10 protein-coding genes are annotated in these 18,081 nt (G+C 64.4%); 7 read left to right on the top strand and 3 right to left on the bottom strand.

Annotated elements, in window-relative coordinates:
• Window positions 1-114: 114 nt before the first annotated feature.
• The 7 genes from PRtIB026_RS18430 (at window position 115) to PRtIB026_RS18400 (ending at window position 14,621) form a co-directional block, all read left to right on the top strand.
• Entirely contained in the window at window positions 115-2,475 is a 2,361-nt protein-coding gene (locus tag PRtIB026_RS18430) for a DNA polymerase II (protein WP_203652374.1), read from the top strand.
• A gap of 77 nt (window positions 2,476-2,552) precedes the next feature.
• Window positions 2,553-6,995 (top strand): NEL-type E3 ubiquitin ligase domain-containing protein, encoded by a 4,443-nt coding sequence (locus tag PRtIB026_RS18425; RefSeq protein WP_203652375.1) that lies wholly within the window; start codon window positions 2,553-2,555, stop codon window positions 6,993-6,995.
• A 94-nt stretch (window positions 6,996-7,089) separates the two neighbouring features.
• The gene (locus PRtIB026_RS18420; protein WP_203652376.1) at window positions 7,090-11,559 is read left to right on the top strand and encodes an NEL-type E3 ubiquitin ligase domain-containing protein; all 4,470 of its coding nucleotides are present in this window, start codon (window positions 7,090-7,092) and stop codon (window positions 11,557-11,559) included.
• 205 nt (window positions 11,560-11,764) lie between these two features.
• A complete protein-coding gene (locus tag PRtIB026_RS18415) occupies window positions 11,765-12,325 on the top strand; it encodes a DUF4174 domain-containing protein (RefSeq protein ID WP_203652377.1) in 561 nt (186 codons plus the stop codon).
• A 167-nt stretch (window positions 12,326-12,492) separates the two neighbouring features.
• A complete protein-coding gene (locus PRtIB026_RS18410) occupies window positions 12,493-12,984 on the top strand; it encodes an EF-hand domain-containing protein (RefSeq protein WP_110733818.1) in 492 nt (163 codons plus the stop codon).
• Window positions 12,985-13,078: 94 nt separating this feature from the next.
• On the top strand, window positions 13,079-13,912 hold the full coding sequence (locus PRtIB026_RS18405; protein WP_203652378.1) for a DUF692 domain-containing protein: 834 nt from the start codon (window positions 13,079-13,081) through the stop codon (window positions 13,910-13,912).
• Window positions 13,905-14,621, top strand: a complete 717-nt coding sequence (locus tag PRtIB026_RS18400) for a DNA-binding domain-containing protein (RefSeq protein WP_203652379.1) — start codon at window positions 13,905-13,907, stop codon at window positions 14,619-14,621. Before PRtIB026_RS18405 ends, PRtIB026_RS18400 begins: the two co-directional genes overlap by 8 nt.
• Before the next feature lie 41 nt (window positions 14,622-14,662).
• Here PRtIB026_RS18400 and PRtIB026_RS18395 read toward each other — a convergent pair whose 3' ends face one another.
• The 3 genes from PRtIB026_RS18395 to PRtIB026_RS18385 form a co-directional block, all read right to left on the bottom strand.
• The gene (locus tag PRtIB026_RS18395; protein ID WP_028691662.1) at window positions 14,663-15,907 is read right to left on the bottom strand and encodes a saccharopine dehydrogenase family protein; all 1,245 of its coding nucleotides are present in this window, start codon (window positions 15,905-15,907) and stop codon (window positions 14,663-14,665) included.
• 30 nt (window positions 15,908-15,937) lie between these two features.
• Entirely contained in the window at window positions 15,938-17,035 is a 1,098-nt protein-coding gene (gene nspC, locus PRtIB026_RS18390; protein ID WP_203652380.1) for a carboxynorspermidine decarboxylase, read from the bottom strand.
• Window positions 17,036-17,379: 344 nt separating this feature from the next.
• Complete coding sequence (locus PRtIB026_RS18385; protein WP_267812638.1) at window positions 17,380-17,994, bottom strand: TetR family transcriptional regulator C-terminal domain-containing protein; 615 nt, start codon at window positions 17,992-17,994, stop codon at window positions 17,380-17,382.
• Window positions 17,995-18,081: the final 87 nt, after the last annotated feature.

Raw genomic sequence — 18,081 nt, 5'->3', positions numbered from 1 at the left:
GGCGTGGGAGCGGGCTTGCCCCGCGATGGGGCCAGGCCTGCAAACACCCCTTTATGCCAGGAGGAACGGTACAATCCGCCTATATGAGAAAAGCAGCGATCCGAGGTCCCCGCAGTGCCGTTGCAACAAGGCTTCGTCCTGACCCGCCACTGGCATGACACGCCCGAAGGCACCTGCGTGGAGTTCTGGCTGGCCACCGACCAGGGCCCACGGCGCCTGCGCCTGGCCGCGCAGCCCTCGGTGGCGTTCATTCCCGCGGCCCAGGCTGCCCACGCCCGGGCGCTGCTGGCCGACGAACAGGGCGTCGAACTCAAGCCGCTGCAACTGCGCGACTTCGATCTGCGCCCGGTGATGGGCCTGTACTGCCGCCAGCACCGCCAGCTGATCGCCCTGGAAAAGCGCCTGCGCGCCGCCGGTGTCGAGGTGTTCGAAGCCGACATCCGCCCCCCGGAGCGCTACCTGATGGAGCGCTTCATCACCGCCCCGGTGCGCTTCGATGGCCGCCCCGACAGCCAGGGCGTCCTGCACGATGCCCAGCTCAAGCCCGACCCGGACTACCGCCCGCCGTTGCGCCTGGTGTCGCTGGACATCGAGACCAGCGAACGCGGTGAGCTGTACAGCATCGCCCTGGAAGGCTGCGGCCAGCGCCAGGTCTACATGCTTGGCCCGGCCAACGGCGAGGCGGGCGAGTTGGACTTCGACCTGCATTACTGCGCCGATCGCGCCGAGCTGATCGTCTGCCTCAACCAGTGGCTGGTCCGCCACGACCCCGATGCGATCATCGGCTGGAACCTGGTGCAGTTCGACCTGCGCCTGCTGCATGAGCACGCCCAGCGCCTCAATGTGCCGCTGTGCCTGGGCCGCGACGGCGCGCCAATGCACCTGCGCGAGCATGGCAGCCGCAGCCACTTCTTCGCCGAGGCCCCGGGCCGATTGCTGATCGACGGCATCGAGGCCTTGCGCTCGGCGACCTGGAGCTTCCCCTCGTTCAGCCTGGAGAGCGTCGCGCAGCAGTTGCTGGGCGAGGGCAAGGCCATCGATACACCGTACCAGCGCATGGACGAGATCAACCGCCGCTTCGCCGAGGACAAGCCGGCCCTGGCCCGCTACAACCTCAAGGACTGCGAACTGGTGACGCGGATCTTCGCCCATACCCGCTTGCTGGACTTCCTCCTCGAACGCGCCTCGGTCACCGGCCTGGCCGTGGACCGCAGCGGCGGGTCGGTGGCCGCGTTCTGCCACCTGTACATCCCGCACATGCACCGCCTGGGCTATGTCGCGCCGAACCTCGTCGGCGGCGAGGGCGAGGCCAGCCCGGGCGGTTTCGTCATGGACTCACGGCCCGGGCTGTACGACTCGGTGCTGGTGCTTGACTACAAGAGCCTGTACCCCTCGATCATCCGCACCTTCCTGATCGACCCGGTGGGGCTGGTCGAGGGCCTGCGCCAGCCGGATGACGCGCACTCGGTGGAGGGCTTTCGCGGTGGCCGTTTCTCGCGCAGCCAGCATTGCCTGCCGGCCATCGTCGAGCGTGTCTGGCAGGGGCGCGAGGCGGCCAAGCGCGCAGGCAACGCGGCGCTTTCGCAGGCACTGAAGATCATCATGAACGCCTTCTACGGCGTGCTCGGCTCCAGTGGCTGCCGCTTCTTCGACCCGCGCCTGGCCTCGTCGATCACCCTGCGCGGGCACCAGATCATGCGCCAGACCCGGGCGCTGATCGAGGCGCGGGGCTTTGATGTGATCTATGGCGACACCGACTCCACCTTCGTCTGGCTCAAGGACGCCCACGACGAGGACGCCGCAGCGTGCATTGGCCGCGAACTGGTGGCCGAGGTCAACCAGTGGTGGCAGCGGCACCTGGCCGACACCCTGGGCCTGGAAAGCGCCCTGGAGCTGCAGTACGAAATCCACTACCGGCGTTTTCTCATGCCGACCATCCGTGGTACCGACGAGGGCAGCAAGAAACGCTACGCCGGTCTGGTGCGCCGCGCCGATGGCAGCGAGGAGATGGTCTACAAGGGCCTGGAGTCGGTGCGCACCGACTGGTCGCCGCTGGCTCGCCAGTTTCAGCAGGAACTCTATGGCCGGGTGTTCCGGGGCCAGCCGTACCGGGACTACGTGCGCGGCTACGTCGAGCGCACGCTGGCCGGTGAGCAGGATGAACTGCTGATCTACCGCAAGCGCTTGCGCAGGCCGTTGGCCGACTACCAGCGAAACGTCCCGCCGCATGTGCGCGCAGCAAGGTTGGCGGACGAGTACAACAGCCGTCTCGGGCGGCCCCTGCAGTACCAGCGTGGCGGCTGGATCAGCTACCTGATCACCACCGCCGGCCCGCAGCCGCTGGAGGACCTGCAGGCGCCGATCGACTACCAGCACTACCTCAGCCGCCAGCTGCAGCCGGTGGCGGATGCCATCCTGCCGTTCGTCAACGATGACTTCACCCGTCTGACTGATCGGCAACTGCTGCTGTTCTGAGTGGGTGGTAGCTATCTAATCATTGCTAGCGCCTCGCTTTGCCTAGCCTCGGGCCTCCACGCACTATGGAGGTCAGCATGCAGAGCAGTAACCAGCAGCCATCGGTTGCAGTCGATAGCCTGGCCGTGGCCCAGGCCTACCAGGACCAAATGATCGCCAAACGGCTGCCAGCCTGGGTCACGCGGTTGAGCGAGTCCGAGTTCACGCTGCTCGGTGATGCCCTGCGCAGGCTCCTGGACTGCGAGCAAAAGCTTTCGGCCGCGTTTGCCCGGATCAGGCATATCGATGTCTTCAGCAAGCCATTGCTGCAACAGGCGCTCCAAGCTCACGGCAATCTTGACCCCGCGGCTATGTACTTTCGGCGTTGGTATGTCTATGAGGCAAACACGGTCAGCTACCTGGCAGGTCGTGTGCTCGTTCCGGACAGCGACTACTACGATATGCCGGTGCTGGAGTCCGCGCTCTACAACTTCACTGAATCCGAGTGTTGGCAACAGCCTCGGCGCAATGCCGTGGTCGATGGCAAAGGCGTTCGTCAGCCGGGGCTGTCCGCGTTGACCCTGGCCAGACTGTGTCGAGCGCTAGACATGGGGCAGCAGTATCAGGATCACCTGGACTCGGTTCTGCTTGCAGGCACCGACGCATACAGTGTCAAGACACTGCTGGCGCAGTTCCTGCGCAGCAGCATGCTTGCCGACGCCTTGCAGGCCAAGGCGCAGGGAGGGCTGAGCGAGGCCGAGCTGCAATTGGTGATCGGGCTGTGCCGGGATGACAAGCTTGGCAGTCTGGAGGGTGCGCCGGTCCATGCCCGGCAACTGAAGATCTTCGGTTGCCCGGTGCAGCGTGTCGTTGTGCTGGATGTCATCGATGAGGGGTGGGTCTTCAATACCAGCAAGCGAGTGCTGGTGTACGTGCCGGGCGACCCACTGGGCGCCTGGAGCGTCAGTGACGATCTTGAGGAGTATGCGCGTCGCGTGCTGGGGCAGCGACTGCGCAAGGATGACTACCGTCGATTCTTCAGCCGTTTCGTGCGCCGTCGTGACAGCCACCGGGTCTTTACGGCGGTCAGCGAGCGCTTGGGTGACCTGGCGGACTGGGCGACCCGCGATCTCGATGAGCAGACCACAGGCTACCGGCTGCCGCTGTTCGAGCATCTGGCGCAGGCCTGGATCGCACAGATCAAGGACGATGCCGCAATGATCGCCCCGCCCGTGGCGCAACTGGACCGTCAGGTGCAGGCCGAACACGACAGGCGCCTGCGCTCCGAAGGCTGGATGTTGCTGACCGTGGCCGGATTGTTCGTGCCATTGCTTGGCGCGGCGCTGGCGGCGCTGATGGTCTACGAGTTGCTGCGCGAGTCCTTTCAAGCCATCGACGACTGGCGCAACGACGAGCGTGATGCCGCCCTCGAGCACTGGCTGAACGTTGGCAAGGGCGTGGTGACGCTGGCTGCGACTGCCGCAACCGTCACCGTGGTTCGCCGCGGCTGGAGCAAAGTGGACCGCTTGGTCTCGGCGCGGCTGGACGATGGCAGTGAAAAACTGTGGAACGGTGATCTGCAGCCCTACCGCGGCGAAGGGCCGCCGAGTGACGCGGTCATCGACGAACAGGGTATCCACCGGCATCGAGCGAGCCGCTGGATCGAGATGCAGGGGCACTGGTATCGGGTCGGCCAGGACCGTGCTGGCGAGCCTTGGCGATTATTGCCTTATCGCGGACACCGCCCGCAGCTGCGTCACAATGATGCCGGGGCGTGGCGGCTCTGGCACGAGCAACCGGCCGAGTGGAGCGGTTCGCACATGATGTTTCGCCGGCTGGGCAGGCCGTTCAGTTCGCTCGATGAACAGCAGATCGACCAGGTCATGGCCATTCACGATTTGCAGGAAGATCACCTGCGGGCCTTGCATGTCTATGGCCGGCGCCCGGATGCGGCAGTGACCGATACGGCCAGCCGCATCCTGCTGGCCAGCCGCATCGGGGAACTGGCTCAGCAGTTGCGCAGTGGCGCGGCCGTCACCGACGCCACGTTGCTTCGGCGCGCACGCGGTCTGCCTGGGGCAAAGGGGCAGGACGGTCAGTCCCTGGCCGATGTGGTATGGCGTCAGCGCCGTGTCCTGCTGCAGCAATGGTATGACTCGGATTTTCCCGATACCGAAGCCAGTTCGATCCTGCGCGGCAGTTTCGCCAGTCTGCACCGTCTGGCGGCAGATGAAGTCTGGCGTACGGCCAGTGCCGATGACCAGGCTGCATTGTTGGATACGCGGCGGGTGCCGTTGTCCATGGCCCAGTCGGCCAGGCGCCAGGTCATGGGCATCCGTATGGCGCGCGTGTACGAGGCGCTGCTATTCGATACGCCGCAGACACTGGACCTCGGACGGGTCGTCCTGAATCTGCTCGGCCGATTGCAGGGGGCTGCGACCAGGCCCGGCTGGCGGCTGTACGATGGCGATGCAGACCAGCCGTTGGTGAGCATCGCGGGGCGTGGAACACCTTTCGATCTGATCCACCGCAATGGCGTGTTCAGCTGTCGTGTGGCAGGCGCTGAGCCCTTGGCGACCGAGGGCGAGCTGTTCGACATCCTGGGCAAAGCCTACGGTAATGAGCAGTGGGCCTCGCTGGGTCTTGACGAACCCCATGCGCCCGCATTGCGCGCACGACTGGCGGCGGATGCCGGCAGCCTGCGGACCCTGATCGCGACCTGGCTGGGCGCGGATCAGCCAAACGGTGCGTTTCTGGCCCCGTTGCCGCTTGGTGACGGCAGGGTAGGCTATCCGTTGAGCGGTGGCAGATTCTGGGCGACCATGGGTCAGCGCCCGCCGCGGGCCCTTCAGGCACGGCTGCGAGACCTCTATCCGGCGTTCAGCGACGAGCAGATCGGGCGATGGCTTCAAGGAGAGGACGCACAGGCGCGCCTGGACGCGTTGGAGCAACAATACAACGTACTGAACAACCACCTGAACCTGTGGGTTCGAGGTGCATTTCCCACATTCGAACTGTTGGCCCGGCGTGCCTTTCGCAAGGGTCTGATCGACTGCTGGCGCTGGTTGGTACCGGAACTGGAAGGCGGCCTGGCGGAGTCGCAACGCTACATGTTGTTCCAGGTCCGCAGTCGGCTGCAGCGCTTGCCGAGCATCCCGTCGTCCGTCAGCTTCCCCCATATCTCGATTCTCGGGCTGCATGACATGCGCCTGGAGTCGATTCCGGATGACTTTCTGCGGGCATTTCCCAATTTGCGCAGCCTGGAGATCACCCACTGTCGGCTCAGGCGCCTGCCCCTGCCGGAAACCCTCACTGGGCAGCTGGAGGTGCTCGACCTGTCGGGCAACCAGATCGCCCTGGATGAGGGGCAAACCCTGGTCCTGGCCAGCTGCCAGTCGCTGGTGTATCTCAACCTCTCGTTCAATCCACTGGGCAGGAGTTTTTCGGTCTTCGGCATGCCCAGGCTCAATGCCTTGCACCTTCAAGCCAGCCAGCTGGACACCTTTCCCTACGGCGTCATGGACAGCCCGGAGCTGCACACACTGGACCTCAGGGACAACGCGCTTTACGACTTGCCTGAGGATTTTCACCAGTCGAATCTGTGGCGGGTGGGCAGGGTGAACCTGCGTGGCAACCTGTTCGCCGCAGCGCCGGAGTCTTTGAGTCGATGGCATTGGCTGGAAGCCAGTCGCGTGCCTTACCGCCTGCGTTGGCTGGATGTCGTGCCGGTCGAAAGGCGTGACGAGATGTCTGCCCTGTGGACGCAACTGGAAACGGAACAGGGTTCTGCCGACTTTTTCAATACGCTGGCCGCGCTGACTTCATCGGGTAACTTCAAGTCGGCGCCATTGGCCAGGAACTTCGCGGTGCGCCTGTTGGACATGTTCGAATTCATGAGCCGAGACCCTGTGCTCAAGCGGGAGTTGTTCGACAACGCAGCCGTGACTGATTGCCAGGACAACGCAACGATTCGCTTCACAGACCTCGAACTGCGTGTACGGGTGTGGCGGGCGCGACACAGCGAACTGGCACGTCAGCCGGAACAGGCGCTGCTGCACCTGGGTGGGCAGCTCTGGCGGATGAACGTGCTGGATCAGTTCGCGGCTGAGCATGCGCTCAGGGCGGGCGCGAGCAGCGAGTCGATCGAGTTCGCGCTGGCCTATCGCATTGCGTTGCGCAGCAAGCTCGACCTGCCGATCCAGCAGGATGACATGCTCTATTTTGGCATTCCCAACCTCACTCCCTGGGACCTGCACAATGCCACGCATGCGGTCATCGCCGAGCAATCGGCGAACAACCTGGCCCAGTACCTGGCCAGGCAACCATACTGGCAGGACTACTTGCGGGCCAACTACGCCCGCAGGCTCAGGGTGCCATCAGGTATGCATGAAGAGCTGCAGCGGCTCATGGAACTTGGCGACAGGGACCAGGAGATCGCGCGCCTGCATATCGACAACCAGCAACGGGAGCATGAGGTGATGCTGCAGTTGACCCGCGAAGCCATGGGCCGGGCCAGGACAATATCGCTGGGCGCTTCATGAGCAAACTGGAATGCGTGAAGGTGGTAATTAGCTAGCGCCAGGCAAGCCGATGCGTCGGATAGGCTCCTATACCTTTGCGAGCCGGAGCAACGACATGGACAGCGCAGTCAAAAGGTCAGCAGGAAGCATTGATACGCTGGCCATGGAGCAGGCCTACCAGGACCAACTGATCGCCCGGCGCCTGCCGCCGTGGCTGAGTGGCCTGAACCCGGCACAGTTCGCCGTGCTGGGCGAGGCGCTCAAGACCAGCCTGCGCTGTCGTCAGGGATTGAGCATGGCGCTGACGCGGATCCAGGCTATCGACCAGTTTGCCAGGCCGCTGTTGCAGCAAGCGCTGGGCGACCGCCATGGTGTCGTCCAGCCCGTCGATGACTTGTCTTTTCGCCGACAGTATTTCCACTTTGCCAACGAACCTGGCCTGATTGCCGGCCGCTATCCACTTCAGGGGTCGAGTGACTACGAGATCCCTTTGCTCGAAGCGGCCATGTGCAACTTCACGGCGCAAGAAGCTGGCGCCAACGGACAGCCGCGGCACAGTGCGGTGGTCGACGAAGCGGGGCAGGTCCTGTCTGGCGTGGACGCCAAGGGCTTTGCCAGCTTGTGTCGGACGCTCGACCTGGGCGCACAGTATCAACGCCATCTCGACGAAGTGCTGGGGTCGGATGTCGCCGGGCAGAACGTCAAGGTGCTGCTCAGGCAATCACAGCAGGCCAACCTGCTGATCGATGCCTGCAAGGCCAGGGTCGAAGGCGTGCTGAGTGATGCCGAACTGGCCTTGATCATTGGCCTCTATCACGATGGGAAACCGGGCACGCTTGCCGGTGCCCCGGTGATCGCCAAACAGATGAAAGCATTCGGTTGCGAGCTGCAGCAGATCGTCGTGCTGGATGTGATCGACAAGGGCTGGTTGCGCGATACCAGCAAGCGCGTGCTGGTGTACATCCCAGACGACCCCCACGGCCCCTGGAGTGCCCGTGACGACCTGGAGGACTTTGCCCGGCGAGTGCTGGGCAAGCGCCTGCGCAAGGTCGAATACCAGCGCTTCTTCGCACGCTTTGTGCGCAGGCGTGACTGCCAGGTGTTCTTCTCAAGTGTCCAGCAGCGTGTGGGTAATCTGGCCGACTGGGCAACCCGGGACCTCGACGAGCATATGCACGCCTACTCTGGCGCATTGTTCGAGCATCTGGCCAGCGCCCGTATCGCCCAGATCAAGGACGACGCCGCGATGATCGCGCCACCCGTGGCCCGGCTTGATCAGGCGTTGCAGGCCGAGCACGACAAGCGCCTGGCGGCCGAAGGCTGGACCTTGCTTGGCCTGGCCGGTTTGTTCATACCCCAGGTCGGTATCGCGTTGCTGGCGGTGATGGCCTGGGATCTGTTGAAGGAGACCTTCCAGGCCGTCGAGGACTGGCGCGAAGGCGACACCAATGCCGCCCTGGATCACCTGTTGACGGTAGGCAAGAGTACCGCGCTGGTTGGGGCGACGGTGGCCGGGGTGGTGGTGCTGCGTCGAGCCTGGAGCCTGGTGGACGAACTGCTGCCGGCACGGCAGGAGGATGGCAGCGAGAAACTGTGGAGCGGCGACCTCACGCCCTTTCGCAGTGACGCGCCGCCTGCCGCCGCGCAAGTGGACGAGCAGGGCGTCTATCAGTTGGGCAACCAGCGCTGGATCCGCATGGAGGGGCACTACTACCCGGTGCGCCTGCGGGCGAGTGACGAGCAATGGCAGTTGTGCCCGCACCAGGGCCACGGGCCATTGCTGCGCCATAACGACGCTGGCGCCTGGCGGCTGTGGAGCGAGTCGCCGAGCGAGTGGGATAACCGACACAGGATGTTTCGCCGGTTGGGCGGTGCGTTCGAGCGCCTGGACGATGCGCAGGTAGACCAGGCCATGGCGATCCATGGGATGGATGCCGGACAACTGCGAGGTTTGCACGTGTATGGCAGGGCAGCGCAGGCGGAGTTGACCGATACGGTGGCGCGCATGGAGCTGGCCGAGCGGATCCGGGAGGTGACAACTCAACTGCGTGCAGGCGCCCAGGTGGTTGACCTGGCGGTGCTGGAAAAGGCCAAAGGCCTGCCGGGAGCCGGGGAGATGAGCGACCAGGCGTTGGCCGGGCAACTGTGGCACGACCGCCGGATCGTGTTCCGACAGCTGTACGATGAGCAGAATGTCGATACCGAGTCCACCCAGCTTTTGCGACGGGACTTCGCCAGCCTGCATCGGTCGGCCGCGCAGACCTTGCTGCGCGAGGCCAGCGACAGCGACCGGCAACGGCTGCTCGATGAGCGCCGGGTACCAGTGGCAATGGCCCTGGCGGCCAGCACCCGGGTTCGGCGCATTCGCCTGGCCAGGGTGCTGGAGGCGTTGACCTTCGATACCCCGCAGAACCTCGATCTGGCCAGGGTGGTCCTGGCGCTGCTCGAAAAGATGCCTGGCGCGGCCACCGCACCGGCCTGGCGGCTTTACGATGGCGCCGCCAGCGAGCCATTGCTCAGCACCTCGGGCACGGGGCGAGAGCTGCAACTGGTGCATCGCACCGGTGTCTTCCAGCTTGCCGACCACGACGGCGCGGCCATCGGCCAGCCGGGTGAGCTGTTCGCGGTGCTGGCACAGGGTTACGACGCCGGTCAGCGGGCGGCGATGGGTATTGCTGAGCCGTTCGCCGAGTCCCTGCAGGCGGCGCTGGCCCGGCAGGCGTTGCAGCAACGTCAGTCCGTCGCGAGCGTACTGGGCCTGGATCGCGCACCGGTTTCGTTCATGGCCCCGCAACGGCTCGAGGACGGTCGCCTCGGTTATCCACTCAGCGGCTGGCGCCGCTGGTTGGGCATCAGCAACAACCGGCCGCGCGCATTGACGGCCAGACTGCGCGATCTGTATCCGGCGTACAGCGATACCCAGCTCCAGCAATGGCTCGAACAATTGCAGCAGAGCGGCCGGGATGCCGATACCACGCTGGGTGAACTGGAACAGCAGCATGCCCTACTGCAGGAGACACTGACCACCTGGAAGCGCAAAGCGTTCGCTACGAGCGAATGGGAGGCGCGACGCGACCTGGGGCGCGGGTTGATGGACTGCTGGCGGTTCCTGGTTCCCGAGCAGGCCAATGGTGCGCTGCCGACCGGAGGCTACCTGCTGACCCAGACCCGCAGCCGCCTGCGGCAACTGCCGAGCCTACCTGCCCAGGTCAGTTTTCCCCATGTGTCGAGCCTGGCGCTGAGGGCCATGCGGCTGCGTGAGGTCCCGGACGCGTTCCTGCGGGCCTTCCCCAACTTGCGCACACTGGAGATTACCCACTGCAAGCTGCAGCAGTTGCCGTCAGCGCTCAACGAGCAGCTTGAAGTGCTCGACCTGTCCGGCAACCGCATCACCCTGGATGCCGAGCAAGAACGGATCCTGGCCAACTGCAGGGCGCTGATCTACCTGAACCTGTCGCACAACCCGCTGCGCAGTTCGTTTTCCGTTCGTGGCATGCCGCGCCTGAATGCCTTGTTGCTCAGCCGCACCGAGGCGACCGCCTTGCCCGACGGCGCACTGCAGGCCCCACGCTTGCATACTCTGGACCTCAGCGACAACGGTATCGAGGCGCTGCCCGAGGGCTTTCACCAGTCACATCTGTGGCGCGAGGGCAGGGTAAGGCTGTTCGGCAATCTACTGGCCGTGAGTGTGGACGCGATGGACACGTGGAACCCTGTTACGCAAACCCGGGTGCCCTATCAGTTGCGCTGGCTCGACCTGGTAGACGGGGACGTGCGAGATGACATGGCGGCGGTCTGGGTTCAGCTGGAGAGTGAGGTGAATTCCGCGGAATTCTTCAACCTGCTGGCCGAACTCACCGACTCCGCTGACTTTCACAGCGAGTTTGGCGCCCGCTACCTGGGCGCCCGGCTGTTGCGCATGCTGCAAGCGATGCAGGAGAGCCCGGCGTTGCGCGAGGAACTGTTCGCCAATTCGGCGGTGACCCGCTGCGAAGACAGCGCGACGTTCCGCTTCAGCGATCTGGAGGTACGCCTGAAGGTCTGGCAGGCCGAGCAGGGCACGCTGCCGGGCCAGCGCGAACAGGCCCTGCTGCACCTGGGCGGCCAGCTCTGGCGCCTGCAGCGACTCGACGAACTGGCCTGGACCCACGCCGAACTCATGCCCACCGCGGGCGTGGAGTCACTGGAGGTGGCGCTGGCCTATCGGATCGACCTGCGCGACGAGCTGGACCTGCCGGTCGAGCTCAGCAACATGCTCTACCGTGGCGTGGCCAACCTCAAACCGGCAGACCTCGCCTGGGCGCGCAACTGGATCCGGGCGGCGCAGACCGAGAATGCGATCAGCGAGTGGATGGTGGGCCTGCGTTTCTGGCGGCAATACCTGGAAACGACCTTTGCCGAACGCCTGCGGGTTCCCCAGGCCGACCACGACACCCTGGACGACCTGCTGGCCCTGGATGCCCCGGAGGAGGCAATTGACCGCCTGCATGCACGGTTCCTGCGGCGCGAGCACGACACCCTGGTGGCGCTGACCCGCGAGGCGCTGGCCAGGAACGCGCTTAGCTGGCAGGTGCCGCTGCATTGACGGGCCTCACGGGCGCGGGCATTGAACTATGCTCAGCTCAGCCGTAGACGGTTTCCGGGGGGCAACGGCCAGTCATGATGGATCCGGTAATGGCAAGTTACCTTTAGCCCAAGCACCGGTCTATCCGGGTGGTTTAGGCTCCCGCGTCGGATCTTTCTCCCTGATCCGCAGTCTTTGGTTTTATCGAGAGAATAAGGAGATGCCCATGCTCGTCCGGTTACTGACCCTCGCCACCTTGCTCGCCGTAGCAGGCCCCTTGTATGCCGCCGACAGCGACGCGCCCCTGGCCAAGGAACTGGGCAAGGCCAGGCCACTGGTGGTCATTGCCCCGAGTTCGGCCGACCCGACCCTACGCGGCCTGGAAGAGGCGCTGAAAGATCCCGCCACCCAGGCCGGATTCAAGGAGCGTGGCCTGGTGTTGTACAGCGTGGCCCAGATGATGGGTAAGCGTGAGGACAAGAACCTCGAGCAGCAGACCACCATGGCCCTGATCCGCGAGCTCAAGCTGGGCGCGAGCAAGGGCACCAAGGTGATCCTGGTGGGCAGGGACGGCGAGCGCCATATGCTCAAGGACGACGACAGCGGCGCGAAGCTCGACCCGCAGGTGATCTTCAAGGCGGTCGACGAACTGCCGGCCAGCGAGAAGGCGGTCATCGCTCCCGAGCCCGTCGCCGCCGCGCCCGCCGAGCCCAAGGCAAAGGACAGCAAGGCCAAGCCTGCGAAGCCCGCCAAACCTGCCGCACCACCCAAGCCGCTGGAGGACTGACACCTCTGCCACGGCCCTCTGCGTGATCAGGGGGCCGTTCGTGTATCTCTGTGTATCTGTGCCTCGCCGCGACCCACTGGCATACAAAACATCGCCTGCCTCGATACATCCGCGACACACCGCTGCGGCTCAATGGCTCCACTTTCCAACCACAGTGGAGCGACACCATGAAAACGACCCGTCAAACCCTCGGCCTGCTCGGCGCCACCCTGCTCGGCGGCATGGTCCTGGGCAACAGTGCCTTTGCCGTAGAACCCCTGGCCCAAGGCTACCAGCTGGCCGCCGCCAAGACCCCGGGCGAAGGTAAGTGCGGCGAGGGCAAGTGCGGTGCCGGCGGCAAGGCCACGCAGAGCGAAGGCAAATGCGGTGAAGGCAAGTGTGGCGCCAGCGCCAAGGCCGGAGCCGAGGGCAAGTGCGGTGAGGGCAAGTGTGGCGACGCCTCGTTCGCCCGCACCGACAGCAACCACGACGGCAAGGTCTCCCGCGAAGAGTTCCTGGCCGTGGCCAAGGACCGCGCGGCTGACTTTGACAAGATCGACCGCAATCACGACGGCTTCATCTCCGAGCAGGAGGCCCACGATCACCTGGCGGCGATCTACAAGGCCAACGGCAAGGCCATGCCTGATGGGCTGTTCAGCCACCTGACCGGCAAGTCCTGAAGCCTGTCGCGGGGCCAGCCCGCTCCCACGCATGACATTGTGGGAGCGGGCTGGCCCCGCGATGCCGTTCAACGCCCCACGGAGCCCTCCGATCATGCCCCAACCCCAATTGCACACCGGCCTCGGCCTGCGCCGTGGCCTGCTGTCCGACCTGCTGACGATGGAGGCGGGCGCGGTGGACTTTCTCGAGTGCGCCCCGGAAAACTGGATCGGCGTCGGCGGCGCCTTCGGCCAGGGCCTGGCGCGCCTGGCGGAACGCTTTCCCATCGCCTGCCATGGCCTGTCGTTGTCACTGGGCGGTACCGCGCCGCTGGACCGCAGGTTCCTCGAGCGCACCCGACAGTTCCTCGACCGCCACCAGGTGCGGATGTACAGCGAGCACCTGAGCTATTGCAGCGACGACGGCCATCTCTACGACCTGATGCCGATTCCCTTCACCGAAGAGGCCGTCCACCATGTGTCCGCACGCATCCGCCAGGTCCAGGACGTACTTGGCCGGCGCATCGCCGTGGAGAACATCAGCTATTACGCCGCGCCGTACCAGGCGATGCCCGAACTGGACTTCGTCCGCGCCGTGCTTGACGAGGCCGACTGCGACCTGCTGCTGGATGTGAACAATGTCTTCGTCAATGCTTGCAACCACCGCTACGACGCACGGGTCTTCCTCGCCGGCCTGCCTCGCGAGCGGGTAGTGAGCATGCATGTGGCCGGTCATTACGACGAGGCACCGGACCTGAAAGTCGATACCCACGGCGCGCCGGTCAAGGAGGATGTCTGGGCGTTGTTCGCCGACGCCTGCCGACGCTTCGGGACGCAGCCCACCGTGCTCGAGCGCGACTTCAATTACCCGCCGCTGGCCGAACTGCTGGCTGAAACGGCGCGGATCCGCAGCCTGCAACGTGCCCACGGAGCGCCAGGCCATGACTGAGACCCTGCGCACCCAGCAGTTCACCCTGGCGCGCCACCTGCGCGACCCGGCCGCCAACCCGCCGCCGCCCGGCATTGAGGCACGGCGCCTGAAGGTCTATCGCGAGCTGTTCTACGGCGCCATCGAAGGACTGCTGGCCGGTAGCTTCCCGGTGCTGTGCCGGACCCTGGGCGATCAGCGCTGGCATGCGCGGGTGCGTGATTTCTACGCCCATTACCGCAGCCAGACACCACTGTTCACCGAAGTCGCCGAGGCATTCCTCGACTACCTGCAGGGTATCGAGCCCGATACGCCCTGGCAGCTGGAACTGGCGCACCATGAATGGATCGAGGCGCAGCTGTACCTGAGCGATGCCGAGGATCCGCCGCACGATCCGGGCGGCGACTTGCTCGAAGGCGAGCCGCTGTTGTCGTGTGTGGCGCGGGTACTGGCCTACCGTTGGCCGGTGGAACGCATCGGCCCGGACCACCAGCCGAGCGAAGCGCCGGAGCAGCCTACGCTGTTGCTGGTCTACCGCGACGCCGACCTGCAGGTACGTTTCGCCCGCCTGGCGCCGCTGGCCTGGCAGCTGCTGATGGGCCTGCCCGGCACCGGCCGCGAGCGCTTGCGCGCGCTGGGCGATCAGCATCTGCAGGAGGGGTTGCACCTGCTGCGTCAATTGCGCGAGCAGGGCATTATTGTCGGGACCGTGCAGCGCGCGGTGCCGTAAAAACAGAAGGGGCGCCATCTGGCGCCCCTTCGTCGTGCAGCTTAGGCTTCAGCGTCCCACGGACGGTCACCTTTTTCATCCTTGACGCGGGTCGGCAGGCCCATCACGTCCAGCGCCTTGAGGAACGGCTCGGCCGGCAGCTCCTCGACGTTGACCATGCGCCCTGCGTCCCACTCGCCACGGGCGACCAGCAGCGCGGCGGCCACCGGCGGCACGCCGGCGGTGTAGGAGATGCCCTGGCTGTCAGTCTCGGCGTAGGCTTCTTCGTGATCAGCCACGTTGTAGATGAACACTTCGCGCGGCTGGCCATCCTTGGTGCCCTTGACCAGGTCGCCGATGCAGGTCTTGCCGGTGTAGCCCGGGGCCAGCGAGGCCGGATCCGGCAGCACGGCCTTGACCACTTTCAGCGGCACCACTTCCAGGCCTTCGGCGGTCTTGACCGGTTGCTCGGAAAGCAGGCCGAGGTTCTTCAGCACGGTGAACACGTTGATGTAGTGCTCGCCGAAGCTCATCCAGAAACGTACGTTTGGCACGTTGAGGTTCTTCGAGATCGAGTGCACCTCGTCGTGGCCGGTCAGGTACAGGTTCTGCGAACCCACCACCGGCAGGTCGTCGGTACGCTTGACTTCGAACATGGTGTTGCTGGTCCACTGGCTGTTCTGCCAGCTCCACACCTGCCCGGTGAACTCGCGGAAGTTGATTTCCGGGTCGAAGTTGGTGGCGAAGTACTTGCCGTGGGAACCGGCATTGACGTCGAGGATGTCGATCGAATCAATGCGGTCGAAATACTGCTGCTGCGCGAGTTTCGCGTAGCTGTTCACCACACCCGGGTCGAAGCCGACACCGAGAATGGCGGTAATGTTCTTCTGCTGGCATTCCTCGAGGTGTTTCCACTCGTAGTTGCCATACCAGGGCGGGGTTTCGCAGATCTTGCCCGGTTCTTCGTGAATCGCGGTGTCAAGATAAGCGACACCGGTATCGATGCAGGCGCGCAGCACCGACATGTTGAGGAAGGCGGAACCAACGTTGATCACGATCTGCGATTCGGTCTCGCGGATCAGTGCCTTGGTCGCCTCGACATCGAGGGCGTTGAGCGAGAAGGCCTGGATGTCGGCGGGTACCTTGAGGCTACCCTTGGCCTTGACGCTGTCGATGATGGCCTGGCATTTGGAGATGTTCCGTGACGCAATCGCAATACGACCCAGTTCGTCGTTATGCTGTGCGCACTTGTGGGCCACCACCTTGGCGACACCTCCTGCACCAATGATAAGAACGTTCTTCTTCAATTCAGCTTCTCTCCTTCATGAAAGCCTGTCTTACGACAGGCTCGAAACGTAGTCTTCGAACCCGAACTCGCGCACCACCTCGACGCTGCCGTCGAGCTGCTTGACCGCGATGGACGGCATTTTCAGACCGTTGAACCAGTTTTTCTTGACCATGGTGTAACCGGCGGTGTCGACGAACGACAGGCGGTCACCGATCTGCAGCGGCTTGTCGAACTGATACTCGCCGAAGATATCGCCGGCCAGGCACGACTTGCCGCAGACCATGTAGGTGTGCGCGCCGTCGTTGGGCGCCATCTTGGCGTTGAGGCGATAGATCAGCAGGTCGAGCAGGTGCGCCTCGATCGAGCTGTCGACCACGGCCAGGTGCTTGCCGTTGTACAGGGTGTCGAGCACGGTCACTTCCAGCGAGGCGCTGTTGGTGATGGCCGCTTCGCCCGGCTCCAGGTAGACCTGCACGCCATATTTTTCCGAGAAGGCTTTCAGGCGCGCGCAGAACGCGTCCACCGCGTAGTCTTCGCCGGTGAAATGGATGCCGCCACCGAGGCTGACCCACTCCACCTTGTGCAGGAGGTGGCCGAAGCGCTCCTCGATGTGCGTGAGCATCTTGTCGAACAGGCCGAAGTCGCCGTTCTCGCAGTTGTTGTGGAACATGAAGCCGGAGATCTTCTCGATCACCTTCTCGATCTTTTCCGGGTCCCACTCGCCCAGGCGGCTGAATGGGCGCGCAGGGTCGGCCAGCAGGTAGTCGGAGCTGCTCACCTGCGGGTTGACGCGCAGGCCGCGCACCTTGCCCTCGGATTGCTCGGAAAAGCGCTCGAGCTGGCCGATGGAGTTGAAGATGATCTTGTCGCAGTTCTCGAGCATCTCTTCGACTTCATCGTCGGCCCAGGCCACGCTGTAGGCGTGGGTCTCGCCGGCGAATTTCTGGCGGCCGAGCTTGAGCTCGTACAGCGAGGAGGAAGTGGTGCCGTCCATGTACTGCTGCATCAGGTCGAACACCGACCAGGTGGCGAAGCACTTGAGGGCGAGCAGGGCCTTGGCCCCGGACTGCTGGCGCACATAGGCAATCTTTTCCATGTTGCCCAGCAGTTTCTGTTTATCGATGAGGTAGTACGGCGTCTTGATCATTTAAAGGCCCCCGGCCAGGCCGGCCAAAAAAAGGACACGCATTGTGCCTTCACTTGCCGCGCTACGAAAGGGCGCGAGACGCATTTCGTCCGAGTTGCGCTGCTCTTCGTTAGCGAAGCGCCATCAGGCCCGCGGCTGTGCCGTCCCTGGTGCCGGACCGGTCCGCGCCGCAATGGCCGACCGACAGCCTTTTCCTGCTGGGGCAACAGCAAGTTGAACAAACGAATGTGACTATCGTAATCGGCTGTTCCCGGGCGCAGGGAGAATCCGATGAGCGCGGGAAGAGAGCGATCATTCAATGCATTGCAGGTAAGATAGTCGTTATATTTTTATTGATATAGCGATCAGGCGATCCTGCCCAATGGCCATGGTTCCGGGCGCAGGCTGCGCAGCAGAAGGTCGGACTGGGCCTGAGTGGATGCATGGGTCGGCTTGATCTGCCCCGAGCTGCCGGGGGCCATGCCGAAGCGGAAGGTCGCCAGCGACGTGGACCAGAGGAACAGCAGCAGATGCTCTGGCGCGGTCCGCACGATCAGCCCCCGGTCCATCCACTGCGCCAGACAGGCCAGGGTCTGCCGGGCACTCTGCTGCAGCAGCTCGGCGCGCTCGCCTGGCAGTTGCCGGGCGCCATGCAGCATTTCCTTGAGCCATACCCGCACGGCACCGGGATGACGCCGCGCCACTTCGGCCTTGGCCTTGAAGTAGCGGGGCAGGGCCTGCTCGGGGTGAGCGTCCGGCACCAGGCTGCGCGCGGCGCGTAGCAGCGGCTCCATCACCAGGTCGAGCACGGCTGCGTAAAGCAGGCGCTTGTTGCGAAAGTAATAGAACACATTGGCCCGGGGCAGGCCGGCGCGGGCGGCAATGTCATCGACCCGGGCGGCGGCGAAGCCGTGGTGGGCGAATTCTTCGCTGGCGGCAGCAAGGATCAGTTGCAGGTTGCGGTCACGGATACTGGGCATGGCAAACATGTACTTCTGAATCGATATGTTCAAAAGTATATAGCGGTGGCGTGCTCGCCGATAGCAGCACGGATTCCTGTGCGCAGA

It is taken from the genome of Pseudomonas sp. RtIB026 (assembly GCF_016861355.2).
GTDB lineage: Bacteria > Pseudomonadota > Gammaproteobacteria > Pseudomonadales > Pseudomonadaceae > Aquipseudomonas > Aquipseudomonas peradeniyensis.
Note: the sequence above shows the minus strand (reverse complement) of the source record. Positions and strands in the feature narration are given on the sequence as shown.

Bases quoted from the DNA above. Each gene is read 5' to 3' on its own strand.
- PRtIB026_RS18385 (WP_267812638.1), bottom strand. From the start codon at position 17,994: ATGCCCAGTATCCGTGACCGCAACCTGCAACTGATCCTTGCTGCCGCC.
- PRtIB026_RS18425 (WP_203652375.1), top strand. From the start codon at position 2,553: ATGCAGAGCAGTAACCAGCAGCCATCGGTTGCAGTCGATAGCCTGGCC.
- PRtIB026_RS18415 (WP_203652377.1), top strand. From the start codon at position 11,765: ATGCTCGTCCGGTTACTGACCCTCGCCACCTTGCTCGCCGTAGCAGGC.
- PRtIB026_RS18405 (WP_203652378.1), top strand. From the start codon at position 13,079: ATGCCCCAACCCCAATTGCACACCGGCCTCGGCCTGCGCCGTGGCCTG.
- PRtIB026_RS18420 (WP_203652376.1), top strand. From the start codon at position 7,090: ATGGACAGCGCAGTCAAAAGGTCAGCAGGAAGCATTGATACGCTGGCC.
- PRtIB026_RS18410 (WP_110733818.1), top strand. From the start codon at position 12,493: ATGAAAACGACCCGTCAAACCCTCGGCCTGCTCGGCGCCACCCTGCTC.
- nspC (WP_203652380.1), bottom strand. From the start codon at position 17,035: ATGATCAAGACGCCGTACTACCTCATCGATAAACAGAAACTGCTGGGC.
- PRtIB026_RS18400 (WP_203652379.1), top strand. From the start codon at position 13,905: ATGACTGAGACCCTGCGCACCCAGCAGTTCACCCTGGCGCGCCACCTG.